This is a genomic window from Microbacterium pumilum (assembly GCF_039530225.1).
GTDB classification, from domain to species: Bacteria; Actinomycetota; Actinomycetes; order Actinomycetales; family Microbacteriaceae; genus Microbacterium; species Microbacterium pumilum.
Map to the genome: position 1 here is coordinate 835,457 of NZ_BAAAOH010000001.1, position 25,013 is coordinate 860,469.

Annotated in this window: 23 protein-coding genes; 6 read left to right on the forward strand and 17 right to left on the reverse strand. The window is 68.1% G+C overall.

The features are described 5' to 3' along the window. Positions 1 to 16: 16 nt before the first annotated feature. The 7 genes from ABD188_RS03825 to ABD188_RS03855 form a co-directional block, all read right to left on the reverse strand. On the reverse strand, positions 17 to 1,672 hold the full coding sequence (locus ABD188_RS03825) for an ABC transporter ATP-binding protein (RefSeq protein ID WP_344058680.1): 1,656 nt from the start codon (positions 1,670 to 1,672) through the stop codon (positions 17 to 19). Beyond that, positions 1,672 to 2,673, reverse strand: a complete 1,002-nt coding sequence (locus tag ABD188_RS03830) for an ABC transporter permease (protein WP_344058682.1) — start codon at positions 2,671 to 2,673, stop codon at positions 1,672 to 1,674. The genes ABD188_RS03825 and ABD188_RS03830 overlap by 1 nt, the downstream gene beginning before the upstream one ends. Beyond that, positions 2,673 to 3,755 (reverse strand): ABC transporter permease, encoded by a 1,083-nt coding sequence (locus ABD188_RS03835; RefSeq protein ID WP_425561362.1) that lies wholly within the window; start codon positions 3,753 to 3,755, stop codon positions 2,673 to 2,675. Before ABD188_RS03835 ends, ABD188_RS03830 begins: the two co-directional genes overlap by 1 nt. 86 nt (positions 3,756 to 3,841) lie before the next feature. Then, a complete protein-coding gene (locus ABD188_RS03840; RefSeq protein ID WP_344058686.1) occupies positions 3,842 to 5,482 on the reverse strand; it encodes an ABC transporter substrate-binding protein in 1,641 nt (546 codons plus the stop codon). 153 nt (positions 5,483 to 5,635) lie between these two features. Next, complete coding sequence (gene malQ / locus ABD188_RS03845) at positions 5,636 to 7,840, reverse strand: 4-alpha-glucanotransferase (RefSeq protein WP_344058688.1); 2,205 nt, start codon at positions 7,838 to 7,840, stop codon at positions 5,636 to 5,638. A gap of 195 nt (positions 7,841 to 8,035) precedes the next feature. Next, a complete protein-coding gene (locus tag ABD188_RS03850; protein WP_344058690.1) occupies positions 8,036 to 9,478 on the reverse strand; it encodes a CCA tRNA nucleotidyltransferase in 1,443 nt (480 codons plus the stop codon). A 127-nt stretch (positions 9,479 to 9,605) separates the two neighbouring features. Next, positions 9,606 to 11,126 carry a DUF7059 domain-containing protein gene (locus ABD188_RS03855; protein WP_344058691.1) on the reverse strand — a complete coding sequence of 507 codons (1,521 nt, stop codon included), beginning with the start codon at positions 11,124 to 11,126 and terminating at the stop codon, positions 9,606 to 9,608. Positions 11,127 to 11,297: 171 nt separating this feature from the next. Here ABD188_RS03855 and ABD188_RS03860 point away from each other — a divergent pair, with 171 nt between their 5' ends. The 5 genes from ABD188_RS03860 (at position 11,298) to ABD188_RS03880 (ending at position 17,341) form a co-directional block, all read left to right on the forward strand. After that, entirely contained in the window at positions 11,298 to 13,613 is a 2,316-nt protein-coding gene (locus ABD188_RS03860; RefSeq protein WP_344058692.1) for a DUF6049 family protein, read from the forward strand. Next, the gene (gene murJ, locus ABD188_RS03865) at positions 13,610 to 15,208 is read left to right on the forward strand and encodes a murein biosynthesis integral membrane protein MurJ (RefSeq protein WP_344058694.1); all 1,599 of its coding nucleotides are present in this window, start codon (positions 13,610 to 13,612) and stop codon (positions 15,206 to 15,208) included. Before ABD188_RS03860 ends, murJ begins: the two co-directional genes overlap by 4 nt. A 102-nt stretch (positions 15,209 to 15,310) precedes the next feature. Beyond that, positions 15,311 to 16,297: a thioredoxin-disulfide reductase gene (gene trxB, locus ABD188_RS03870; RefSeq protein WP_344058696.1), complete on the forward strand. Its 987-nt coding sequence runs from the start codon at positions 15,311 to 15,313 to the stop codon at positions 16,295 to 16,297. A gap of 96 nt (positions 16,298 to 16,393) precedes the next feature. After that, positions 16,394 to 16,717 carry a thioredoxin gene (gene trxA / locus ABD188_RS03875; RefSeq protein WP_344058698.1) on the forward strand — a complete coding sequence of 108 codons (324 nt, stop codon included), beginning with the start codon at positions 16,394 to 16,396 and terminating at the stop codon, positions 16,715 to 16,717. Positions 16,718 to 16,921: 204 nt separating this feature from the next. Continuing rightward, on the forward strand, positions 16,922 to 17,341 hold the full coding sequence (locus ABD188_RS03880) for a YciI family protein (protein WP_344058700.1): 420 nt from the start codon (positions 16,922 to 16,924) through the stop codon (positions 17,339 to 17,341). Between the two features lie 2 nt (positions 17,342 to 17,343). On the opposite strand, the gene ABD188_RS03885 is transcribed toward ABD188_RS03880, so the two are convergent. Beyond that, positions 17,344 to 17,688 carry a tryptophan synthase subunit alpha gene (locus ABD188_RS03885; RefSeq protein WP_344058702.1) on the reverse strand — a complete coding sequence of 115 codons (345 nt, stop codon included), beginning with the start codon at positions 17,686 to 17,688 and terminating at the stop codon, positions 17,344 to 17,346. Between the two features lie 59 nt (positions 17,689 to 17,747). Here ABD188_RS03885 and ABD188_RS03890 point away from each other — a divergent pair, with 59 nt between their 5' ends. Further along, positions 17,748 to 19,031, forward strand: a complete 1,284-nt coding sequence (locus tag ABD188_RS03890) for an RNA polymerase sigma factor (protein ID WP_344058704.1) — start codon at positions 17,748 to 17,750, stop codon at positions 19,029 to 19,031. Here the strand turns inward: ABD188_RS03890 and ABD188_RS03895 are convergent. The 9 genes from ABD188_RS03895 to rpmH all read right to left on the reverse strand — a co-directional run bounded on the left by ABD188_RS03895 (position 19,016) and on the right by rpmH (position 24,956). After that, positions 19,016 to 19,990 carry a ParB/RepB/Spo0J family partition protein gene (locus ABD188_RS03895; protein WP_344058706.1) on the reverse strand — a complete coding sequence of 325 codons (975 nt, stop codon included), beginning with the start codon at positions 19,988 to 19,990 and terminating at the stop codon, positions 19,016 to 19,018. The two genes, ABD188_RS03890 and ABD188_RS03895, sit on opposite strands and share 16 nt — an antisense overlap. After that, positions 19,990 to 20,973 (reverse strand): ParA family protein, encoded by a 984-nt coding sequence (locus ABD188_RS03900; RefSeq protein WP_344058708.1) that lies wholly within the window; start codon positions 20,971 to 20,973, stop codon positions 19,990 to 19,992. Before ABD188_RS03900 ends, ABD188_RS03895 begins: the two co-directional genes overlap by 1 nt. 492 nt (positions 20,974 to 21,465) lie before the next feature. Beyond that, positions 21,466 to 21,672: a GIY-YIG nuclease family protein gene (locus ABD188_RS20185; RefSeq protein ID WP_425561363.1), complete on the reverse strand. Its 207-nt coding sequence runs from the start codon at positions 21,670 to 21,672 to the stop codon at positions 21,466 to 21,468. 74 nt (positions 21,673 to 21,746) lie between these two features. Then, complete coding sequence (rsmG, locus tag ABD188_RS03905; RefSeq protein ID WP_344058710.1) at positions 21,747 to 22,370, reverse strand: 16S rRNA (guanine(527)-N(7))-methyltransferase RsmG; 624 nt, start codon at positions 22,368 to 22,370, stop codon at positions 21,747 to 21,749. Positions 22,371 to 22,393: 23 nt separating this feature from the next. After that, complete coding sequence (locus ABD188_RS03910) at positions 22,394 to 22,936, reverse strand: Jag family protein (RefSeq protein ID WP_344058712.1); 543 nt, start codon at positions 22,934 to 22,936, stop codon at positions 22,394 to 22,396. Positions 22,937 to 22,980: 44 nt separating this feature from the next. Further along, positions 22,981 to 24,111 carry a membrane protein insertase YidC gene (gene yidC, locus ABD188_RS03915; RefSeq protein WP_344058714.1) on the reverse strand — a complete coding sequence of 377 codons (1,131 nt, stop codon included), beginning with the start codon at positions 24,109 to 24,111 and terminating at the stop codon, positions 22,981 to 22,983. 8 nt (positions 24,112 to 24,119) lie between these two features. Then, positions 24,120 to 24,476 (reverse strand): membrane protein insertion efficiency factor YidD, encoded by a 357-nt coding sequence (gene yidD, locus ABD188_RS03920; RefSeq protein WP_344058716.1) that lies wholly within the window; start codon positions 24,474 to 24,476, stop codon positions 24,120 to 24,122. After that, positions 24,473 to 24,871 carry a ribonuclease P protein component gene (gene rnpA, locus ABD188_RS03925; RefSeq protein ID WP_344058718.1) on the reverse strand — a complete coding sequence of 133 codons (399 nt, stop codon included), beginning with the start codon at positions 24,869 to 24,871 and terminating at the stop codon, positions 24,473 to 24,475. The genes yidD and rnpA overlap by 4 nt, the downstream gene beginning before the upstream one ends. Beyond that, positions 24,819 to 24,956 (reverse strand): 50S ribosomal protein L34, encoded by a 138-nt coding sequence (gene rpmH / locus ABD188_RS03930; protein WP_344058720.1) that lies wholly within the window; start codon positions 24,954 to 24,956, stop codon positions 24,819 to 24,821. The genes rnpA and rpmH overlap by 53 nt, the downstream gene beginning before the upstream one ends. Positions 24,957 to 25,013: the final 57 nt, after the last annotated feature.

The following is a 25,013-nucleotide window of genomic DNA, read 5'->3' on the forward strand; positions in this document are numbered from 1 at the left end:
CGCAACCTGGATGAGGTCAGACCTCGCGGGAGGCCTGCCACGCCTCGCGGCGAGTGGCCTGCTCGATCGGATCGGGCACCGGCAGCGACGCGAGCAGGCGTCGGGTGTAGTCGTCCTGTGGGTTGCCGAGCACCTGTGCCGTCGAGCCCGTCTCGGCGACCCGCCCGTTGTGCAGCACCACGACGCGATGGGCGAGGAGGTCGACCACAGCGAGGTCGTGCGTGATGAACAGCGTGGCGAAGCCGAACCTCTCCTGCAGCTCGGCGAAGAGCTCGAGCACCCTCGCCTGCACCGAGACGTCCAGAGCGCTCGTCGGCTCATCCGCGATGAGGAGCTTGGGGTCGAGGGCGAGAGCCCGCGCCAGGCTCGCCCGCTGGCGCTGTCCTCCCGAGAGTTCGTGCGGGAAGCGATCGCCGTACGCACCGGGCAGCTGCACGGCCTCGAGCAGCTCGTCGACCTTCTGGCGTGCACGGGCCGCATCGCGGGCGACGCCGTGCACGATGAGCGGCTCGGCCACGCACTCTGCGATCGTCAGCAGCGGGTTGAAGCTCGTCGCCGGGTCCTGGAAGACGAAGCCGAGCTCTTTGCGACGCGGGCGGAATTCACGCTCCCGCACACCGAGCATCTCGGTGCCGAGCACCCGCAACGACCCGCCTGCCACCGGGGTGAGCCCGGCGATGGCCCGACCGATCGTCGTCTTGCCCGAACCGCTCTCGCCGACGAGGCCGAGCACCTCGCCCGGCGCGATCGTGAAGCTCACTCGATCCACGGCCCGGAATGTCGCCCGGCCGAAGCGCCCCGGGTATTCGATGACCAGGTCTTCGGCGACGACCACTCGCGCGGAGTGGTCGTCATCCGTCATGAGGGGACGATCGAGGATCTCGAGGCGCGGCACCGCCGCGAGCAGACGTTTCGTGTAGTCGTGCTGCGGCGCCGCGAAGAGCTCGTGCACCGGGGCGGTCTCGACGATCTCGCCTTCGAGCATCACGGCGACGCGGTCGGCGAGATCGGCGACGACACCCATGTTGTGGGTGATCAGGACGATCGCCGTGCCGTCCTGATCACGCAGATCGCGCAGCAGGTCGAGGATCTCGGCCTGAACCGTCACGTCGAGCGCCGTCGTGGGTTCATCGGCGATGATCACCGTCGGGTCGAGCGCGAGCGCCATCGCGATGATGACGCGCTGCTTCTGACCGCCCGAGAACTGGTGCGGGTAGTCGTCGACACGGCGACCGGGTTCGGGGATGCCGACACGACCGAGCATCTCGATGGCGCGGGCCCGGGCCTCGGCCTTGCTGTACCGACCATGAGCGCGAAGGCCCTCGGCGATCTGCCATCCCACCGTGTACACCGGGTTCAGCGCGGTCGACGGCTCCTGGAAGATCATCGCGGCCGACGGTCCGCGGACGGCGCGCAGCTCCTTCTCGCTGAGGCCGACGACGTTCGTGCCGTCGAGGACGACTGCGCCATGCGCGGTCGCCGTCTCGGGAAGCAGTCCGAGGATCGTGCGTGCCGTGACGGTCTTGCCGCTGCCGGACTCGCCGACGATGGCGAGCACTTCACCGCGCCGTACTTCCAACGACACGTCGCGCACCGCGCGGACGTCGCCGCCGTCGGTGGCGAATGTCACATCGAGGTCGCGGATGTCGACCGCCAGATCTTCGACGCCCATCAGATGACCTCGCCCATCTCTTCGCGGGCAGCCGGCTGGCTCGCCGCGACGGCGTCCGCGGCCGTGCCACCGGCCCGGCGGCGCGCCCGCAGGCGCGGATCAGCAAGGTCGTTGAGGCTCTCGCCGACGAGGGTGACACCCAGCACGGCGATCAGCATCGCCACACCGGGGGGAATAGCCGTCCACCAGATTCCGCTCGTGACGTCGCTCATCGACTTGCGCAGGTCGTAGCCCCATTCAGCGGCGGAGGTCGGCTCGATGCCGAAGCCGAGGAAGCCGAGGGCGGCGAGCGTGAGGACCGCCTCGGAGGCATTCAGCGTCATGATGAGCGGCAGCGTGCGGGTGGAGTTGCGGAAGACGTGGCGGAACATGATGCGCCACGTCGACGCGCCCATGACCAGGGCGGCTTCGACGAATGCCTCCGACTTGATGCGCACCACCTCTGCGCGGACCACTCGCAGATACTGCGGGATGAAGACCACGGTGATCGAGATGCCGGCTGCGAGCAGTCCGCCCCAGAGTCCGGACTGACCGCCGCTGATCGCGATCGCGGCGACGATCGCGAGCAGGAGCGTGGGGAAGGCGTAGATGGCGTCGGAGATGACCACGAGCACACGGTCGAGCCAGCCGCCGATGTAGCCCGAGATGAGTCCCAGCGCCACGCCGGCGAACACGGACAGCAGCACAGCGATGATGATCACGAGAAGCGCGGTCTGCGCGCCCCAGATAGCCCGCGACAGCACGTCGTAGCCACCGACGGTCGTTCCGAGCAGATGCTCCGGACTCGGCGGCTGCTGCGACCCGAAGAGGCCGTCGGGTCCGCGCAGCTGGTTGAACCAGTACGGCGCGATGTACGGCGCGAAGATCGCGCACAGGATGAAGAGTGCCGTGATCACGAGGCCGGCGACCAGCATCCCGCGCTGCAGGCCGATGCTCTGGCGCAGCTGGTGCACGACAGGCAGCCGTCCGAAGAAGGCGCGCGCTTTTCCCTTGCCGGCCATCAGTAACGCACCCTCGGGTCGATGAACGCCGCGATGATGTCGACGACGAAGTTGGTGAGCGCCACGATGACGGCGAGCAGCGCGACGATGCCCTGCACTGCCGCGAAGTCGCGCGCCGTGAGGTACTCCGTGAGCTGGTATCCGAGGCCCTGCCACTCGAATGTCGTCTCGGTCAGCACCGCGCCACCCAGCAGCAGGGCGATCTGCAGACCGATCACGGTGATGATCGGAATGAGCGCGGGCTTGTAGGCGTGCTTGCGAACGAGCCGGTAGCCGCTGACGCCCCTCGATCGTGCCGCATCGACGTACGGCATCGAGAGCGTGCCGATCACATTCGTGCGTACGAGCCGCAGGAAGATGCCGGCGGTCAGCAACCCGAGCGTCAAGGCAGGCAGAATCGCGTGTAGCAGCACATCCGCGACGTACGCGGGGTTTCCCGAGGCGATGGCATCGATGAGATAGATACCGGTGCCGGAGCCGCGATTCAGCGCGAGCTCGGTTCGGACGCTCGCGCGGCCGCTCGCGGGAAGCCAGTCGAGCCACACCGAGAAGACCAGCTTGAGCATGAGGCCGGCGAAGAAGACCGGCGTCGCGTAGAAGATGATCGCACCGACGCGCAGCCCGGCATCCTGCCACCGGTCTCGGCGGGCGGCGGCGATCATCCCGAGCGGAAGGCCGACGATGAACGCGACGATCAGCGCATAGAAGGCGAGCTCGAGGGTGGCGGTCCCATAGCGCAGCAGCACCTCGACGACAGGCTGATTGTCGGTGATCGTCCTTCCGAAATTTCCCGTGAAGACGTTGCCGAGGTACTCGAGGTACTGCACGATGATCGGGCGGTCGTACCCTGCCTCGTGGATCCGCTCCTGCAGCTGGTCGGCCGGCAGTCGGCCGCCGAGCGCGGCCGTGATGGGGTCGCCGATGGAGCGCATGAAGAAGAACACCATCGTGACGAGGATGAAGACCGTGGGGATCACCAGCAGGGCACGGACGAGGATGTAGCGACCGAGGGTTCCCCCAGTGCGCGCACGCCGCTGCGCGAGTGCGGGAGGTGGCTGGTCGACCGGGACCGCGACGTCCATCGTCATAGCTGGAGCCTATCTTCGGGGGACGCAGAGAGAGGGTGGGAGGACCCGCGGAGCGAGTCTCCCCACCCTCTCCGTGTCGATTACTTCGTGAGCGGTGCGAACCGGAACTTGAACGACGCGTCGAGCACGACGCCGTCAACGCCCGGTCCCGAGACGGCCAGCTCGGATCCCTGCAGCAGCGGCACAGTGGACAGCAGCTCGCCGACCCGCGCCTGGATGTCCTCGATGAGCTGCGTGCGCTCGGCGACATCCGTCGTGACGGCCTGCTTGAGGATCATCTCCTCGGTCTGGGCGTCGCTGAAGTGGTTCCCCAGGAAGTTCTCCGTGAGGAAGAACGGCGTCAGATAGCTGTCGGCGTCCGAGTAGTCCGGGTACCAGCCGAGCTGGTAAGCGGGGTACACGTCGGCGGTGCGGTCCTCCGAGTACTGCACCCACTCGGTCGACTTGAGGTCGACCGTGAACAGGCCGTCCTTCTCGAGCTGGTCCTTGATCATCGCGTACTCGTCACCCGACGAGGGGCCGTAGTGGTCGTCCGAGTTGTACTGCAGGCTCAGCGCGACGGGGGTGGTGACTCCGGCTGCCTCGAGGGTCGCCTTCGCCTTGTCCGCGTCGGGGCCGCCGTCGCCATCGCCGTAGAGGTCCTTCAGCACCGTCGTCGCGCCGGTGAAGCCCTCGGGAACGAACGAGTACAGCGGCTGGTACGTGTCCTTGTACACCTGGGTCGCGATCGCCTGGCGGTCGACGAGGTCGGCGACGGCCTGGCGCACAGCCAGTGCCTTGGCGGCGTCGGCGTCGTCGGTCTTCGCACCGTAGGGCTGCGTGTCGAAGTTGAACACGATGTAGCGGATCGATCCGCCCGGGCCGTCGGTGACGGTCAGGTTGTCATCGGTGCGGAGGTCCGCGACGTCGGTGGCCGACATCGTGCGGTACGCCACATCGATGTCACCCTCCTGGATGGCGAGCTTGAGGTTCGTCGAGTCCGCGAAGTAGCTGAGGATCACGCCGCTGTTCTCCGGCGCGGCCAGCACTCCCTTGTAGTCGGCGTTGGGCGTGAACTCCACCGTCTTGTTGAAGTCGTACTCGGTGATCGTGTACGGCCCGCCGAATGCGTTCGCCGCGACGATGTCGGAGTCGGGTGTCAGCGCGTCGGGCGAGAACGATTCCTCGTCGACGATCGCACCGGGGAAGCTCGTCAGGATGTACGGGAAGATCTGGTCGTTGCCCTGCTTGAGGTTGAAGACCACCGTCGTGTCATCGGGCGTGTCGACGCTCTCCAGGTTGTAGAGCAGGCTCGATGCGCCGTTCGGGTCGGCGATCGCAATGTTCCGATCGAACGAGAACTTGACATCGGATGAGGTCAGGTCGTTGCCGTTGGCCCACTTCAGGCCTGCCGGCAGCGTGACGGTGTACTCCGTCGGCGACGTGAATTCGGCGCTCTCGGCGAGGTCGGGGACGACCTCGGTGCTGTTGTAGTCGGTGTTGACCAGGTACGGGAACACCTGGGTCTGCACCGTGAGCGACCCGTTGTCGTACGAGCCGGCCGGGTCGAGGGTGACGACCTTGTCGGTGGTGCCGACAATGAGCGGCTCGCCGGAGGCGTCGCCGCCGTCGGTCGAGTTGCCCCCGCCGCCACCGGCGCAGCCGGCGAGAAGGATGGCCGAGGCTCCGAAAGCCCCGATGGCGAGGCCGAGACGGCCGCGCGCGCTGTGGTGCAGTGACATAGTGCTACCTCTGCTGTGGAAGAGACGGCCACGTCCGGGAGGCGCGGCCCATCAGGCTATCTTCACTGCGCCCCACGCTCAGGGCAATCCGGTGAACGATTCGTAACCAGACCGAAACCACAGCAGCGGCGCGAAGCGCAGGCGATTCGGGAGCTATGCCAGTCCGCGATCGCGCGCGATGCGCCGCAGAGCGCCGTCGACGGCTCCCGTGAGAGACGTGAATCTCTCGTTCGCCGCGAGGTCCTCGATCAGGACCGGAGCCCCCGCGCTGTCGGCCAGCGGCACCTGCCAGTTCGGGTATTGCGTGTCGGTGCCCGGCTGGTTCTGCACCCGACGCTCGCCGACCGTGTCGACGAGCGATACCCCGAGCAGCACGGACTCCGCGGCGGTGAGATGCAGATGCAGCGCCTCGATGATCTGCTGCTCCGTGGCATCCTCGCCGATGAGGCCGCGCTCGCGCAGCACGGCGAGCATCGTGTCACGCTCACGCTGGGCTTCGGCGCGCGCCTCCTCCACGGGTTGCGTGAGTAGGCCCAGTCGCTCGCGGAGGTCGACGTGGTCGCCGGCGAGATAGCCGGCCGTGGGGGGCAGGTCGTGGGTGTTGACCGTCGCGAGCAGCGCCCTTCGGTAGTGCTCCGGCGGCTTCGGCCCGTCGCCCTCGTACTCGAACCAGAGGACGGACGTGCCCAGGATGCCGCGAGCCGACAGATACTCGCGAACCCACGGTTCGACGTTGCCGAGGTCTTCGCCGATCACGACGGCACCGGCGCGGTGTGCCTCGAGGGCGAGCACACCGATCATCGCCTCATGGTCGTAGCGCACGTACGTGCCGGCATTGGCACCCAGGCCGGTGGGAATCCACCACAGCCGGAAGAATCCGATGATGTGGTCCACACGCAACGCGCCGGCGTGGCGAAGGAGGTTGCGGATCATGTCGCGCAGCGGCCGGTACGCCTCGCGCTCGAGCGCCTTCGGCAGCCAGGGCGGCTGCGACCAGTCCTGGCCCTGCTGGTTGTACATGTCCGCCGGGGCACCGACGGTGATCCCCGCCGCATACATGTCGCGCAACGACCAGGCGTCCGACCCCCTCCGGTGCACACCGACGGCGAGATCGTGCATCAGGCCGATCCGCATACCGGCATCCTGCGCGGCCGCCTGCGCCGCGGCGACCTGCTCCTCGGCGATCCACTGCAGCCACGAGTGGAAGGCGACGCGCTCGGCGAGCTGGATGCGCAGACCCGAGACCAGGCTCGACCCGATGTCCCACGCTTCTGCGGGACGCTCCTCGCCCGGAGGCAAGGTCGCCGCATAGTGCTCCTCGAGTGCGCACCACAGCGCGAAATCCGCGAGGGGAGCACCCTGCCGTTCGAGGAAGGCGTCGAGCGAGCGCTGGCGGCCGGGCGAGCGCGGTGCGGCATGGATGACCTCGAGGGCGGCGCGCTTGGCCGACCATGCGGCATCCCGATCGATGCGCGACGGATCGGTGTTCGATCTGCTCACCGTCGCCCGGGCTGCGTCCACCAGGGCGCGCTCATCGGGTGCGAGATACGCGGCCTCACGGATGTCTTCGGGCCGCAGGTAGAGCGGTGCGAGAAACCGTCGTGTCGCTGGAAGATAAGGCGACGGCTCGATGGGCGATGTCACCTCGGCGGCGTGAATGGGGTTGATGAGGAGGAAGTCGGCTCCCTCTGAACCCGCCACCGCCGCCAGGTCGCCGAGGTCGGCGAAGTCGCCCATGCCCCACGATCGGCGCGAACGTGCCGAGTAGAGCTGCGCCATGAGACCCCAGGAACGCCCGCCGTAGCCGGGGCGTCCCGGCGGAAGCGGCAGATGGGCGGGTGAGACGACGAGTGCGCACGCCGCCTCGCGATCGATCTCGCCCGACCCGTGCCGCTTCTGCCACGCGTGCAGCGTGTGCCAGCCGAGCGGCAGATCGGCCGGCAGCGGAACACGCACACCCCACACGCGGGCTCCGTCGACGACGCGCGACGCGGGCGCCTGATCCGGGATTCCCACGTCGCGCCACGAGCCGTCCTCGAGGGCGACCGCCACCGACACATCGTGGTGATCGGCGACGTTGACCACGACCTCGCCGGAGCCCGCCTGCACGACCAGCGACGGCGGGAGCAGCTCCAACCACGGCGCGGTCTCGGTCGCGGCGAGAGAGGCCTCGACATCCGCCTCTGTCGTCGCCTCGACATCCATCGCCCGCAGCACCGCGCGCAGCGTGGTCGCGGGCACCTCCACCCAATCGCCGAAGAACGACCAATAGCCGGTCGCGATGCCCCACGCCTCAGCGAGCTGCGCGAGGGCGGCCGAAGGGCGATCGAACTCTTGTCCTTGAGCGTCCGCGTCCATGCTGTCGATCCTGGCCCGTCCGCCCGGCGGGGCGCTACCCCGGGCGGCTGGTGTGATTCGTGGGCGCAATCCGACATCCCCCACCGTCGTTCCCGTGCTGGTTCGACGAACGGCCACGGGACCGACGTCGTCTCGGTGCAGGCTCGGCGAGCCAGCACGGGAACGATGCCTCACGATCGGTCGCTGCCGCCACTGTCAGGCGCGCGCGGCCCACCACTCGCGCAGCCGGCGCTCTGCCTCGGCCTCACCGACGACGCCTTCGTCGAGACGCACGTCGAGGAGGAAGCGGTAGGCCTCGCCCACTTCACGCCCTGGTGGGATGCCGAGCACCTCCTGGATGCGATTGCCATCGAGTTCGGGTCGCATCGCCTGGAGTTCCTCCTGAGCCGAGAGCTCGGCGATGCGCCGTTCGATGTCGTCGTACGCGCGGGCGAGCCGCCCTGCTTTCTTGGCGTTGCGCGTCGTCACGTCGGCGCGGGTGAGGATGTGGAGGCTTTCGAGTTCTGCGCCGGCATCCCTCACGTAGCGACGGACCGCCGAGTCTGTCCACGCTCCCTCGGCGTAGCCGAAGAATCGCAGGTGCAGCTCGATCAGGCGGATGACGGTCGTTGTGGTGTCGGTGTCGAAGCGCAGTTCCTGCAGTCGCTTGCGGGCGAGCCTGGCGCCCTTGATGTCGTGGTGGTAGAACGTGACGCCACCGCCGGGCTCGAGCTTGCGGGTCGCGGGTTTGCCGATGTCGTGCAGCAGGGCGGCGATCCGCAGCGGCACGTCGGGCGCGGCATCCGGGTGCCTCGCCTGCTCGAGCTCGATGGCCTGGCGGAGCACGGTGAGCGAGTGCTCGTACACGTCCTTGTGATGGTGGTGCTCGTCGATCTCGAGTCGGAGGGCGGGGATCTCGGGCAGGAACTGCTCCATCAGCCCCGTCTCGACCAGCAGACGGATGCCGCGCACCGGATCATCGGACTGCAGCAGGCGCACGAGCTCGCCCTGGATGCGCTCCGGGCTCACGATCGAGAGCGTCTTTCGGAGAGCCGCCATCGCCGCGACCGTCGCGGGGTCGACGGCGAAGTCGAGTTGGGCGGCGAACCGGGCGGCGCGCAGCATCCGGAGCGGATCGTCGCCGAAGCTGACGCTCGGATCGGCGGGGGTGCGGAGCGTCCGCGCGACCAGGTCTTCGACCCCGCCCGTGGGGTCGACGAGGGTCTGGGTGGGCACGCGCAGCGCCATGGCGTTGACCGTGAAGTCGCGGCGCGCAAGGTCGCCCTCGAGCGAATCGCCGAACTCCACGGTGGGCTTGCGAGTGACTCCGTCGTAGCTGTCGGCCCGGTACGTCGTGATCTCCACCTGTTCGGCCGGCCGATTCGGCGAGGGGACCATCGCCCCGATCGTGCCGAACGCCCGTCCGATGTCCCAGTGGGCGGTGCTGATGGCTTTGACGATCCGCAGGATCTCGTCGGGCAGCGCGTCGGTCGTGAAGTCGAGGTCGTTCGTCTCGCGGCCGAGCAGCGCATCGCGCACCGGCCCGCCGACGATCGCGAGATCGTGCCCGGCGCGGGTGAAGGCGTAGGCGAGGGTCGCCACCACCGGCGACCGGGCAAGAGCACTCAGGCGCTCGACACCATCGGCCATATTGAGCATGCACCGAGCCTACCGAGCGCCGTCGCCCTCCCTCCGGTCCGGCCGTCCTCCCGTTTACGGACGCGACACGCCGCGCGTCCACGCCCGCGCGCGGCGTGTCGCGTCCGTAAACGGCAGGGGGTTGGGGTCAGGCGAAATGCAGGAACCCCGTGAACACGAGCTCCCGAACGCGGGGCAGCAGGTCCTCGCGCAGGGCCGTCGCATCCACCTCGAGAAGCTCGCCGATCGCGTCGACCAGCACGCCCACGCCCAGGTCGCCGTCGCAGGCACCGACGAGAGCGGCGAGACCCGGATCAACCGCCAGCGACCGGCCGAAGCCCCCGCCCTGCCGCAGCTCGATGACCGTCGGATCCGCGGCGCCGGGCAGGTGGTGCCGCGCCTCGGTCACGTCGGGTGCGACGACGAGGACGGATGCCGCGAGCCCCGGGTCATCGAGCGCCTCGAGCCTGTCGTGCGCCGCGATGGCGTCGGCGAGGTGCGCCCCCAGACCGTCGCCGGCGAGCGACTGCGGCAGCGATTCGTACCGTGCCAACGTCGGCGGCATCGAGGCGGGACGCCGGAGCAGGATGTACCCGAACCCGATGCCGCCCACGCTCCTCGCGGCGAAGTCGTCGAGCCACGCGTCGACGAGTGCCGAGAACTCGGGCGATCCCGGCAGGGTGCCGCCGTCGCGCACCCAGAGTTCGGCGTATGAGAGCGGATCGAGTTGCTCGCGCTCGACGACCCACGCGTCGAGCGGCACCGGTGAGTCGGCCACCCACTCCCGCACGCGATCCAATCCGCTGACGCCAGAGCGGCTCTCCCAATTGCCGAGCAGCTGCGCGACGCCGCCGGGTGCGAGATGCGCGCCGACGCCGCGGATGAACGCCGCGACGAGGTCGTCGCCGACGAGCCCGCCGTCGCGGTATTCGTATGCCGGCACGCCCTCCACCCGTGGCGTGATGACGAACGGCGGGTTCGAGACGATGCGATCGAACACCTCACCGGCGACGGGATCGAACAGGCTGCCGAGTCTGGTCTCGATACGGGGGATGTCGTTGAGCAGCGCATTCAGCCGTGTGAAGCCGAGAGCACGCTCGGAGATGTCCGTGGCGACGACGTGTTCGACGCCGCGGCGCGCGCGGAGGGCCTGGATGCCGCATCCCGTGCCGACGTCGAGCCCGCGCGCCGCGGGGGTGGGGAGCTGCAACGACGCGAGTGTCAGTGAGGCTCCGCCGACGCCGAGCACATGGTCCTCTGGGAGCGCGCCGCCCAGAGCCGCTTCGTCCAGATCGCTCGCGATCCACCACTCACCGGCCCCGCTCGCGTCGACGAACGACTGCGGACGCACGAGTGCGAGTGGACGCACGTCGTCGCCGTCCGCGATCGCGAGGCCGAGGATCGCGAGCCCCGCGACACCGGTGAGCGGCACGGCGGCGGCCGTCCGATCCGCGGGCTGCGGCATCCCGAGCACGAGCAGTCGGCCGAGGACGGCCAGTGGGTCGGCACGCTCGCCGAGCGCCCGCAGGGCCGGTGCACTCAGCCCGCGCGCGATGGCATCGTCGGCGGCTTCACCCCATGCTTCGCGAAGCGCTTCGGAAGTGTAGCCCGCGCCGCGCAGGTCCGCGGCGAGCGAACGGCACAACGCCGGATCGGGAACGGGGATCACGCACCCATTCAACAGTGCCTGTTCAACAGTGCCTGTTCAACAGTGCCGATTCAACAGTGCCTGTGCAACAGTGCCGTCCCGCGCCGCGCGGGTACGGGAGCCTCGGAGTCTCGGACCGTAGAATCTCACTCGATCGTGCGGTCCGGACATCGCACAGGAGCGAACCACAGCATGACCGTGACCCCCCCGCGAGCGCGCGCCGTTCGGCGCACGCTGCGCGCGCGTGCCGTCGTGGCCTTCGGTGCCGCCGTGATCGCGCTGCTGCCCGTTATCGGCGTCGTACCCGGCGGCACCGCGCCGGCCGGCGCCTCGACGACCACCCCGACGCCTACGCCCACACCGACCCCCGACATCCCGGCGGGCACGACGAAGTTCACCCTGTCGCCCGTCGGAAGCGGGATCGTCCAGCCCGGCGATCCGCTCAGCGTGTCGGTCACCCTGCAGAACGGCACCAGCTCCCTGACCGCGCCCGTCGAGGTGACGCTGCGCCTCGGATCTTCGCCCTTGCCGGACCGCGCCGCCCTCGCCGCCTGGCTCGCCGGTCGGACCGGCGGAATCGCCGCACAGCAGGTCGGCACGGCCGCGATCGGGTCGATCCCGGCCGGCGGAGAACGGACCGAAGGCATCGGAGTCGACGGAGACGATCCGGCGATGCAGAACCGAGCCCCGGGCGTCTACCCACTGGCTGCGTCGTACGACGGGCCGGACGGCGTCGTCACCTCGACGAGCGTGATGGTCGTGCCCGACCCTGCCGCCGCGCCGACCCAGATCGGGGTCATCGTGCCGATCACGGCAGACGCCATCGCCGGCGGTCTCCTCACGGCAGCCGAGCTGACCGAGCTCACGGCCCCGACCGGCTCGCTCACGAGCGAGCTGAACGCGGTCGAAGGCACGTCCGTCATCCTGGCGGTGGACCCCGCGATTCCTGCGGCGATCCGCGTGCTGGGCACATCGGCGCCCGAGTCCGCCCTCGAGTGGCTCGAGCGGTTCGACGCTCTTCCGCAATCGCGGTTCGCACTGCAATTCGGAGACGCGGATGTCGCCGTCCAGATCAAGGCGGGACTCTCCCGCCCGATGCAGCCGACATCCCTCTCCGCATACATGAGCCCGGATGACTTCATCCCGGTCGACTCACCGACGCCGACTCCTGAGCCGACTCCGACGCCCACGCCGACGCCGACGCAGACGGCGGACGCCGACCCCGACGCTCCGGTCTACCCCGACCTCGAGAGCCTCCTCGACATCGGCGGAGGCCGGGCCGGCGTCTTCTGGCCCACAGCCGGTGCGGCCGGACCCGACACCGTCGCGACCCTTGGTGACCTCACCATGGAGGGCCAGACGTCGCTCACCGTCATCCCGTCTATCACCACGGCCCAGGGAGCGGCAGGTGCCACGGTCCCGGCGCATGGCCAGAGCGAAGGCGGCGGCGAGGTCCTGGTCTATGACACCGACGTGTCGACCGCGCTGCAGCAGGCCTCCGTCGTCGACGAGGCGGCGCTCCGGGGCGCAGCGCTGACCGAGGCGACGGCGTATCTCGCCTTCGCGGCGTCTGACCTGCGGGGCACCGCGCCGCTGCTCGTCACACTCGACCGCGACACTGCCCGGTCTCGAGTGGGCCTCCGCAGCGCGATCACCACCGCTACGGAGGCACCGGGCGCCGCGCCGGTGACCCTCGGCCGGCTGGCGGCAGCCGACCCGATCGACATCCAGGTCGCGGATGCCGACATCGACGCCTCCCGTGTGGCGGCGGCATCCGCTCTCTTCTCAGAAGAGACGGAACTGTCGCGCTTCGCAACGATCCTCGACGACTCGAGCCTGTTGACCGGACCCGAGCGGGCGAGAATCCTGCAACTGCTCGCTGTCGCATGGATCCCCGATCCTGTCGCGTGGTCTGCCGCGGTCACCGCCCATCGCGCGGCCACCACCGTGACGCTGAACTCGGTCGATCTGCTGCCCACCAGCACGGTCAACCTGTTCGGGTCCGGAGCCGACCTCGGCTTCTGGGTGCGCAACGACCTTCCCTACCCCGTCAACCTCATCCTGTACGCGACCCCCGACAGTCTGCGTCTGGACGTTCAGCGGGCAACCCCGGTCGTCGCGGGGGCGTCGAGCAACACGCGCGTCGAAGTGCCCGTTCAGGCGCGCGTCGGCAACGGCGAGGTCACACTCGCCCTCCAGCTGCGCAGTCGCGCGAGTGTCGCCATCGGCAACGGCGCGTTCGTCGATGTGAACGTGCGCGCCGAGTGGGAGGGAGTCGGCGTCATCGCGCTCTCGGTCGTCGTCGGAGCCCTGCTCGTCCTGGGCATCGGCCGCACGGTGCTGCGCGTGCGGAACCGGCGGCGGGCGGCGGCGGCAGGGACGGTGGCGGCAGGGACGGTGGCGGCCGAAACCGCGGACGCCGCAGGCGCACCGGACGAGCCGCAGGCACGAGAAGAGCCGGACCCTGCCATCTCGGCCACCGACGACGACTCCGGGGTCCGCACGTGAGCGGCATTGGACGGGCGAGCGTGCTCATCGGCGCCGGCACGATCGTCTCGCGGCTCAGCGGTTTCCTGCGCGCGGTCGTCCTGGTCACCGCCGTCGGTGCCACGACCGAGGCGGGCAACGCGTTCGCGATGGCCAACCAGCTGCCGAACAACATCTACGCCATCATCTCGACGGGGCTGTTGAGCGCCGTCGTCGTGCCGCAGATCGTCAAGGCGGCAACCCACGACGATGGTGGGCGGGCATTCGTGTCCAAGCTCTTCACGCTCGGCACCGTGGTGCTGCTCGTGACCACCGCCCTCGCCATGCTGGTGGCGCCGTGGCTCGTGCAGCTGTATGCCCCGAACTTCGAACCAGACCAGCAGGCGCTCGCCACCTCGTTCGCATACTGGTGCCTCCCGCAGATCTTCTTCTACGGTCTCTATGCGCTCGTCGGCGAATCCCTGAACGCCCGCCGCGTCTTCGGCCCGTTCACGTGGGCGCCCATCGTCAACAACATCGTGTCGATCGCCGGTTTCGTGATCTTCATCTGGCTGTTCGGCCCGGGCGGGTCCACCACCGAATGGACGCCGGAGATGGTCGCGCTGATCGCCGGCACCGCGACCCTCGGCATCGTCGTGCAGGCCGGCATCCTGCTGCTCTTCTGGCGCCGGACGGGACTTCACGTGCGCCCGGACTTCGTCTGGCGAGGAGTCGGTCTCGGGCAGATCGGGCGGCTCGCCGGCTGGACGTTCCTGATGGTCGTGGCCGGGCAGCTCGCCGGACTGGTCCAGTCACGGGTGCTGTCGGGCATCCCCGACGGGGATGCCGGCATCCTCGTGTCGCAGAGCGCCTGGCTGCTGTTCATGCTGCCCTACTCGATCATCGTGCTGTCGATCGGCACCCCTTACTTCACCCAGCTGAGCGAGCACGCGGCGGCGGGACGGGACGATGACGTACGCGGCGACATCGGGCGCAGCATCCGGACCCTCGGCCTGTTCGTCGTGGTCGCGGCAGCGGCGCTCGCCGTGGCCGCCGTTCCGGCGGCGCGCATCTTCACCGACAGCACCGACGAGGCGATCGCCGCGGCGCAGGTGCTCCTCTGCTTCCTCGTGAGCCTCGTTCCGCTCGCGGTGCTGTTCGTCGTGCAGCGCACGTTCTACGCCTACGACGACACTCGCGTGCCCTTCCTCTTCACGCTCCTGCAGTGTGTGCTCGTCGTCGCGACCGCGCTCATCGCCGCGTCGACACTTCCGGTGCATCTGCTCGCGGCAGGGGTCGCGCTCGGCCAGTCGATCGCGAGCGTCGTGCAGGTGATTGTGGCCACCTGGCTGCTGCAGCGACGCCTCGGCGGACTTCGCGTCGGGTCATGGATGCTGTCGCTCGGCCGGTTCGCCCTTGCCGCTGTACCCGCAGCCGGCGCCGGATGGGCGACCTTCGTGCTCCTCGGCGGAGTCGAGGGCTGGACAGTGTCGGACAAGCTCCTCGGCGCACTCGGCGCCGCCATCATCGGGACCGTGGTGCTCCTCGTCTACGTCGGCGCGCTGGCTCTGCTGCGCGCTCCCGAACTGGCGCCGGCGCTCGCGATCGCGAGGAAGATGCTGCCTGGTCGGTCCTGATGAGGTCACACAGCGTCAGTCCAGCTCCGGTGGAATGCCGCGCGGTTAGCATGTGTTGAACCACTGAGCGCCGAAGCATCGGCATATCTCGAAGGGGGCGCAGTGCGTCACGTCATCATCATCGGATCAGGTCCTGCCGGCTATACCGCGGCGATCTACGCCGCTCGCGCCAACCTCGAACCGCTCGTCGTGGCGAGCTCGGTCGAAGCCGGCGGCGACCTCATGACGACGACCGACGTCGAGAACTTCCCCGGCTTCCCGGACGGCGTGCAGGGCCCTGACCTCATGACCAAGATGCAGGAGCAGGCCGAGCGGTTCGGTGCCGAGGTCCTGTACGACGACGTCGTCTCGCTCGAGCTCGACGGCCCGGTGAAGAAGGTCGTCCTCGGCAGCGGTGCGGTGCACGAAGCGAGCTCGATCATCTACGCGACGGGCTCCGCCTACCGAAAGATCGGAATCGAAGGCGAGGAGCGGCTCTCGGGTCGAGGCGTGTCTTACTGCGCCACCTGCGACGGCTTCTTCTTCCGCGAGCGTGTGATCGCCGTCGTCGGCGGGGGCGACTCCGCGATGGAGGAGGCCACCTTCCTCACGAAGTTCGCCTCGAAGGTGTACGTCATCCACCGTCGCGACGAGCTGCGTGCGTCCAAGATCATGCAGGAGCGCGCATTCGCGAACGAGAAGATCGAGTTCATCTGGAACAGTGAGGTCGTCGACGTGCTCGGTGATGAGACGGTGACCGGTGTCGTGCTCGAGTCCGTGATCGACGGCACACGCCGCGACCTCCCGCTCGACGGCGTCTTCGTCGCCATCGGCAACGACCCCCGCACCCACCTCATTCACGACAAGCTCGAACTGACCCCCGAGGGCACGGTCTGGGTCGATGGGCGCTCGTCGCGCACATCGGTCGCGGGGGTGTTCGCCGCCGGTGACGTCATCGATCCGACCTACCGTCAGGCCGTCACCGCGGCCGGCAGCGGGACGGTGGCGGCCCTCGATGTCGAGCACTTCCTCGCCGCGCTCGGCGAAGCGGGCGCGCCTGACGCACGGGCCGATCAGATCGAGAACCTGGCCGGCGCTGACGCCGCCTGACCTGCGGTTCTCAGCGCACGATCTGACCCCGGAACAATCCGGACGCCTGCGGCGTTCGAACCACTGCGAAGACTTCCCCAAGAAGGAGTGAAAGATATGACTGCAAAGGCGACGACATCCGCCACCTGGAACGAGGACGTGCTGCAGGCCGATGGTCCCGTTCTCGTCGACTTCTGGGCTGAGTGGTGCGGCCCGTGCCGCATGGTCTCCCCGATCCTCGATCAGATCCAGACCGAGAACCCCGGCAAGATCACGATCCTCAAGCTCAACGTCGACGAGCACCCCGACCTGGCGATGAAGTATCAGATCACCTCCATCCCCGCCATGAAGGTGTTCCAGGGCGGCGAGGTCGAGACGACGATCATCGGTGCCAAGCCGAAGTTCGCGCTCGAAAGGGATCTCGAAGCGTACCTCGCCTAGTATCTGCAGATCGGCGACCGCCACCATCAGGGATATGAATCCCAGATGGTGGCGGTTTTCTGTTGTATACCGCATGCGGCATCCATAGATCTTTCGAACTTCTTGGGCGAGGATGTCGATCCAGACCACTCTCGTTCGACGCACCTGATGAGAGGGCCGAAGGGGCCCCCACGAGCCCAGGCTCGACGACGGAAGGAACACGATATGCGCTACATGATGCTCATGCAGGTCGAGCCGGAGGCGGCGGCTCGCGCAGCGGAGGATCTCGACCTCGAGGAAGTCGTCGCAACGATGGGCGCCTACAACGAGGAGCTGCAGAAGGCGGGGGTCTTCCTCTCGGCGGAGGGCCTCACCGACGCGAGCGAGGGATTCCGCGTGGACTTCTCGTCGACGCCACCCGTCGTCACGGACGGACCTTACGCCGAGGCGCGGGAGGTGTTCACGGGCTTCTGGATGCTGGAGGTGGCGGATCGTGAGGAGGCGGAGCTATGGGCCCGCAAGTGCCCGCTCGGGCCCGGCGTCGCGCTCGAGGTGCGACCGATCGGCGAGCTGGACGAGGTCGACCTGCCGGCCGACAATGACTGGCTCGTCAAGGCGCAGGAGTGGCGCGCAGCCAACACGTGACGTCACGCGTCGATGCGGACCGACGCATCCCAGCGGCGGTGCGCGCCGGTGTCTCCGAGCAGACGCCAGACGGCCCTCGTGAGCGGTGGGTATTCGAGCGCTATCTGGCGCAGCACGCGATAGTTCCGAGCGGCATTCGGCCTCGCGCCGCCGTTCTCCGCGATGTTCTCGGCCCGGAGTGTCAGGACGACGAGTTCGTCGACCGACGGAAGGTCCTCCATGAACTCCCACGGGTCCTCGCCGTCGCGCAAGCGCTCGTCGACGACGACGGACAGTTCGTCCGCGGCCTCGGCGCGGAGGAGTTCGAGACTGGCTCTGCGGCGCAGGGGCTGATCGTCTTTCGGCACCCATCCAGCGTACGACGACTGCCAGACCTGGTGCTCTGCGGCACCCCTACGCTGGCATCATGAGCGACGGCGACGGCGATGACCACGCCCGGCGGGCGGTCGAGGCGGTCTGGCGTGGTGAGTCGGCCCGCATCGTATCGGCGCTGACGCGCCATACCGGTGACTTCTCCTGGGCCGAGGATCTCGCTCAAGAGGCGCTGCTCGAGGCCCTGGCGGGGTGGCCGCGCGCCGGCATCCCTGACAATCCGGGTGCATGGCTGCTCTCGGTCGCGAAACGGCGTGCGATCGACGGCTGGCGGCGGCGGGAGAGGCTGGCCGCGCGCGAGCCGCTGCTCGGCGTCGAGACGATCATGGCCGAGAAGCAGGACTCGGTGCCCGAGCTCGGCGACCCGGACCGGATCGACGACGACGTCCTTCGACTCGTGTTCATCGCGTGCCACCCGATCATTCCCGCTCAAGCTCGCCTCGCGCTCACCCTGCGCACCGTGGCGGGACTCACGACGGAGGCGATCGCGCGGGCGCTGCTCATGACGGTGCCCACCGTGCAGCAGCGGATCGTGCGCGCGAAACGTTCGCTCGCCGACGCGCACGTGCCGTTCGAGGTGCCGGATCGGACGGAGCGGCCGGCACGCCTCGCGAGCGTGCTGCAGGTGATCTACCTGCTGTTCACCGAGGGATACTCCGCAGCCGGCGGCGATCGCCCGGTACGCCCGGACGTCGCGCGCGAGGCAGTGCGGCTCGCGCGTCAATTGTCGGCGCTCATGCCGTCGGAGCCCGAGGTGCAGGCGCTCATCGCCCTGATGGAGTTCCAGTCGTCGCGCTTCGCCGCCCGTGTCGATCGCGATGGCCTGCCCCTGACTCTCGGGGAGCAGGATCGCAGGCGCTGGGATCGGTCCGCGATCGGGCGTGGTCGACAGGCTCTCGAACGGGCGGATGCCGACGCCCGCGGTCTCGGGTATTACGGCCTCCAGGCGGCCATCGCGGAGTGCCACGCGATCGCGCCGTCGTTCGATGACACCGACTGGGAGCGGATCGTGCTGTTGTACGACGCGCTGGAACGTCTTGCGCCATCGGCGGTCGTGCGTCTCAACCGCGCCGTCGCCGTCTCGATGGCACGGGGACCCGGCGAGGCGCTGGTGGAGGTCGACGCGGTCCGTGCCGAACTTGCTCAGTTCCGGCCCCTGCACGCGGTGCGCGCGGAACTTCTCGAAAGACTCGGGGAATCGGATGCCGCGGCCGCGGCATTCCTCGCTGCCGCAGACCTGCCCGGAAACGAGGCCGAGGAGATCGTTCTTCGACGCCGAGCCGCGTCGCTCGTTGGTGAGTCCTACCCCGCGCCGTAGCCGTTTACGCCGATCTCATCAAGGATGCGGTTCAGATCCTGGATGCTGGCGAAATCTACGATGATCTGGCCTTTTCTGGCCGTAAGTGACACCCTCACCCGAGTGTTGAGCCGGTCACCGAGGCGGTCGGCCACCTCGTCGAGGTGTGCCCGGCGCGCGCCGGCCTGCGGCTTCGAGGGTCGTTGGCGCGCGGCATCCGGTGCTTTCGACGCCGCTTCCGCGGCGCGCACCGAGAGGTCCTCGTTGACGATCTTGTCGGCGAGGCGCTGCATCGCCTCGGGGTCGTCCCCGAGCGACAGGATGGCGCGCGCATGTCCGGCGCTGAGGACGCCGGCCGCCACCCTCTGCTGGACAGGCATCGGCAGCTTGAGCAGCCGGATGGTGTTGCTGATCTGAGGACGGGAGCGGCCGATGCGACCAGCGAGCTCCTCCTGGGTGATGCCGAAGTCCTCGAGAAGCTGCTGGTAGGCGGACGCCTCCTCGAGCGGGTTCAGCTCGGACCGGTGCAGGTTCTCCAGCAGTGCGTCGCGCAGCAGGTGCTCGTCGGCGGTGTCACGGATGACCGCGGGTATGGAGTCGAGGCCCGCCTCGCGCGCGGCTCGGGTGCGACGCTCTCCCATGATGAGCTCGTAGGTGCCGTCGTCCGTCGCTCGGACGACGACGGGCTGCAGCACGCCGAACTCGCGCACACTGTGGACGAGCTCGGCCAGGTCGTCGGCGTCGAAGTGTGTGCGCGGCTGTCGTGGATTCGGCACGATGAGCCGTGGATCGATGTTCGCGAGCCGCGCACCGGGCACCGCGATGAGCTCCTCGGTCGGCTCGCGCTCGCCGTCCTCGGATCCTTCCGGCTCAGCCGGAGCGGCGCGTGGGAAGAACACGTCCGATGGCCGCTCCTCGGTCGCCTCGCTTGTAGGGATGAGTGCCCCGATCCCCCGGCCCAGGCCTGTGCGCTTGGCCATCAGGATCCTCCTTCAATGTTCGACGTGCTGTGGGGTGCGTTTGGAGCACCGGCTGATGCTGCGTTGCCGGACTTGGCGCCGTCGCGGCGGATGATCTCGACCGCAGCCTCGCGATACGCGACCGCGCCCGCTGAGTGCCCATCGTAGGCAATGACCGTCTGACCGAAACTCGGGGCCTCGGACACCCGAACCGACCGTGGAACGACGGTCTTGAGCACCTCGTTCGGAAAATGGGTGCGCACCTCTTCGGCCACCTGTTGCGCCAGTCGTGTGCGACCGTCGTACATCGTGAGCAGGATCGTGGACAGCCGGAGCTTCGGGTTGAGGTGCTTCTGGATCATCCGCACCGTGCCGAGCAGCTGGCTGAGTCCTTCGAGCGCGTAGTACTCGCACTGAATGGGGATGAGCAGCTCGCTCGCGGCCGTGAACGCGTTGATCGTGAGCAGGCCCAGTGACGGCGGGCAGTCGATCAGGACGTAGTCGATCCGCTCGTCGACATTCGCGAGATACTCATCGAGCGCGGTGCGCAGCCGATGCTCGCGAGCTACCTGGGAGACGAGTTCGATCTCAGCGCCGGCGAGATGGATCGTGCTCGGCGCGCACAGCAGGTTCGGCGACTCAGGGCTCGTCTGCACGATGTCAGCGAGCGGGAACTCATCGATGAGAACGTCGTAGACGCTGGGAATCTCGGCCGTGTGGGGGATGCCGAGAGCCGTGGATGCGTTTCCTTGGGGGTCGAGGTCGATCACCAGGACGCGAGCACCTACCGAGGCCAGGCTCGCAGCGAGATTCACGGCGGTGGTCGTCTTGCCGACGCCCCCCTTCTGGTTCGAGACGGTGAGGACGCGGGTACGGCCCGAGAGTTGGACCTCGGCCTTCTCAAGCGCCCGACGTCGCGCAGAGAGGTCCGCGAGTTCGCGAGCGAGAGGGGTGTCGTCGAACGAGAAGGATGCTGCTGCTTCCGTCTCGTCGGGCTGTTTCACGTGAAACACTCTCCCTTTCGCGAGCGGCTGAACAACGCCCTCCACTCTATCCCGCCGTCGCAGCCCACCCCTCCCCACCGCCTGCGTGGGGGCGGATTCCGTGGGTCGAGTACGCTGACACCCGCCGGTCGCTCGAGGAGGCGGCGAAACCGTCGTATCGAGACAAGTCGTTTCACGTGAAACATCTCGGTGGGAGCGAGCGTTACCCGGCGGTCGAGTAGGCGGCGAAGCCGCTCTATCGAGACCCACGGTTTCACGTGAAACATCTCTTGGGAACGTGACCTATCCGTCGGTCGAGCAGACGGCGAGGCCGATCCATCGAGACCCACTGTCACGACGGCGTTGGATCTCGACACGCCCGCTTTGTGGGCTACTCGACCGGTTCACCCGGAGAACGCACGGGCTTCCTCTTCTTCTCACTCAGCACCGGCAACTTTTCGAGCTGCTTCTCGCGGCGGTACGCGTCTTCGATGCGGTCGAACACCTCGAAGTTCAGCAGCCGCCCGGCAGGCGTGTGCGGGTGTACAGCGCTCCTTCGCCCTCGTTGTGCTGAGTGAGTCGGTGCTCGAGATCGCGCGTACCGCCGATGTAGAGGGACCGATCAGAAACTCGAGAATGCATATGTATGCCATCGGCCCGTTGTTGTGTGGCTGGATGGCACGGAATCTCCCGTCGGGTGTGAGTGTGGGAACGCCGCATAGCCACTCGCTCGGGGAGGATCGAACACTGGATCTGGATACGCACGCTTCGCGGGCTACTCGATCGGCGGGGGATCAGCGGACCGTGGCTCGAATCACCCTTGACGGCTCGGCGAGCACGCCCTCGCCCACGACTTCGACACGGGCGTTCGTCACACGGAACTTCCGGAGTTGCTTCTCGGCCGCCACGATCTCGTCCGCGGCGCTCGCGCCCTTCAGCAGGATGAGCTCCCCGCCATCCCTCACCAGGGGCGCCGTGATGGGCACGAGGGTCCGAAGGGCACTCACGGCGCGCGCGGTGACTGCATCCAGGGTCGAACCTTCGCGCCAGTCCTCCGCGCGCGCCCTCACGACCGTCACGTTGTCGAGCCCGAGCGCCTCGGTCTGCTCGTTCAGCCATGCGACCCGGCGCTCCATGGGCTCGACGAGCACCCACTCCACGTCGGGGCGCGCGATCGCGAGCACGAGTCCGGGAAGACCGGCGCCCGACCCGATGTCTCCGACCCGCCCACTGAAGAGCGGGGCGATCACGGCGCTGTTCAGCACGTGTCGCGTCCAAAGCCGGGGAGGCTCGAGTGGACCGATCAGTCCTCGAGTCTCGCCGTGCTTGGCAAGCGCTGCGGTGAAACGACGAGCGAGTTCGATCCGATCGCCGAAGATCTGCTGCGCCTCAGGCGGTTCGGGCTCGATATCGTTCATCGATGTTTCACGTGAAACACACGTCAGCCGCGGCTGATGACGGTGTGACGGTCGGCGCCTTCTCCGTATGACTCCGACACGAAGCCGCGCTCCGACACGATGTCGTGAACCAGCTTGCGCTCATAGCTCGACATCGCGGGCAGCGAAGCCTGCGACGCACCCTCTTCAAGACGCACGATCGCACGGTCGACGAGTGTCGCGAGCTCGCGCTGACGAGTGTTGCGGGAGCCGCCCACATCCAGGATCAAACGTGAGAAGCGCCCGGTGCGGTTCTGCACCGCGATGCGCGTCAGCTCCTGCAGGGCCTGAACCGTGTCGGGATCGGCGATGAGGGCGACCGATCCACCCTCCGGAGCCTCGACGGAGACATAGGCGCGTCCGGACCGCACATCGAGCGCGAGATCGCCATCGATGTCGGCGATGTCGAGCAGCCCCTCGAGGAAGTCGGCGGCGACGTCGCCTTCCTGCTCGAGCTGCTCGACCGTGGCGCTGGCCGGCTCGACGGCGACCGCGGCACGCTCCACGGGGGCCTCGTCGACGGGCGCGAAGTCAGGGTTGCTGGTCATGTTTTCCTCGGGATCAATGCGGAGAGCGAGTGAGAAAGCTGCGGTCAGGATGTCGCGCCTGCGGCGCCGCCGGCTGAATCCGCCGGCTTCGGGGGCTGCTTCTGACCCTGCTGAGTCTGCTTCTTGGCTCGCTGCTTGCCGACCGGCTGCTGGCGCTTCGGTGCCGCGGCCCTTGCCTTCTCAGCCTCGTCGAACAGACGCTGCTGCTCCGCCAGGTACTTCTCCAGGGGGACGACCTTGCCCGACGAGTCGATCGCCTTGCCTTTGCGTGCGAGCCGCTCTTCGCGAGCCTTCGCGGCATCTGAGCCGGGGGTCGGCATTTCGCGGATGACGAGGAACTGCTGTCCCATCGTCCAGAGGTTCGAGACGAACCAGTAGATGACGACACCGAGCGGGAAGAAGACACCCGAGAACACGAAGGCGAAGGGCAGAACGTACAGCATGACCTTCTGCATCTGGTACGCCTGGCCGGTCTTGGCCTCGGGGGAGAGGTTCTTCGAGATGATCTGCAGCTGCGTGAAGAACTGCGACGCGATCATCAGGACGACCAGCACGAGCAGGATGCCGACTGTGACTTGCCAGCCGGGAGCCTGCGCCTCCCACGCACCGATGAGGGAGTCGTGGAGGGATGCGACACCGAACAGCTTCGCGTTGTAGAACTCCGTCATGAGCTCGTTTGTCAGCGGGCCGACACCCGTGTGATTGGGATCGGTTTTGATCGTCTGAACACCGTTGAGCACGCTGAACAGCGCGAAGAAGATCGGCATCTGAACCAGGAGCGGGAGACAGCTCGACACCGGCGTCGTGCCGTGCTTCTTGTAGAGCGCCATGGTCTCGCGACTCATCGCCTCCCGAGAGAGCTGATCACGCTTGCCTTTGTACTTCTCCTGAACTTTTCGCAGTTCAGGGGCGATTTCCATCATCTTTCGCTGGCTCTTGATCTGCTTCACGAACAGCGGGATCATGGCCGACCGAACGACGAGCACAAGGCCGATGATGGCGAGGACCCAGGTGATGCCGTCGTCCGGAGGCAGGCCGATGGCCGTGAACAGGGCGTGCCACGCCACGAGGACGAGTTCGACCAGCCACTTCAGCGGCCAGAGGATCGTTCCGATCAAGTCGAAACCGCCGCCCGAGGCGGCCGGGGTTGTGGAGGCGGCGAGCAAGAGATCCATGTGTTGGATCAGTCCTTTCGGGTGGAAGCAGGCACCACGAACCCGTGACGGGTCAATCCGTGCTGGAAGTGAGGGTGAGCGGGAACGTCATCGACGCCACCTTCCGCCCAAGGGTGACAGCGTGCGAGCCGCGCTGCGGTCAGGGCGGCGCCTTTCAGCGCCCCGTGCTGCTGGACCGCGCCGACGGCATACGCGGAACAGGACGGATAGTACTTGCAGACGTCGCCATAAGTATGGGAGATCGTCGCACGGTAGCCGTGAAGCAGCGCGAGAACGACGTTGCGGGGGAGCAGTGGCACCGCGCGGAAACCGTCTGCGGCGTCGAAATGCGCATCGCCGAGTGCGTAGGCCGGCAGAACGCTCATGCCGCCCTCCGACTGAGGCAGCGATTCACTTCGGCGCGAAGGTCGGCGAACGAGGCGGTCGCAGCGCCGGGAAGCGCGCGAATGACGATGTCGTTGCCGGGGGCGACGGCGGGAAGCGACTCTGCGCACACGGCCTTGAGGCGGCGACGGACGGTGTTGCGGACCACCGCGGAGCCGACCTGGCGGCTCACGATGAAACCGAAGCGCGGCGTCGTCTCGGCTGCGGAAGAATTCACGTAGGTCACCGTGTGGGTCGCGGCACAGCGACGCCCCCGACGGACGACAGCCTTGTACTCCGCTCCGCGGGTGAGTCGGTTCGGCCTCGCCAGCACCGGTCGGGGGTCAGGCCGACAGCTCGGTGCGCCCCTTGGCGCGGCGAGCCGAGAGGATGCCACGGCCGGCGCGGGTGCGCATGCGAAGACGGAAACCGTGCTTCTTGGCGCGGCGACGGTTGTTGGGCTGGAAGGTGCGCTTGGTCATTGGGGAATCGCTTCCGGATCAGGGGTCACCGGGACGCTCAGACCGGGGACGCTCGTA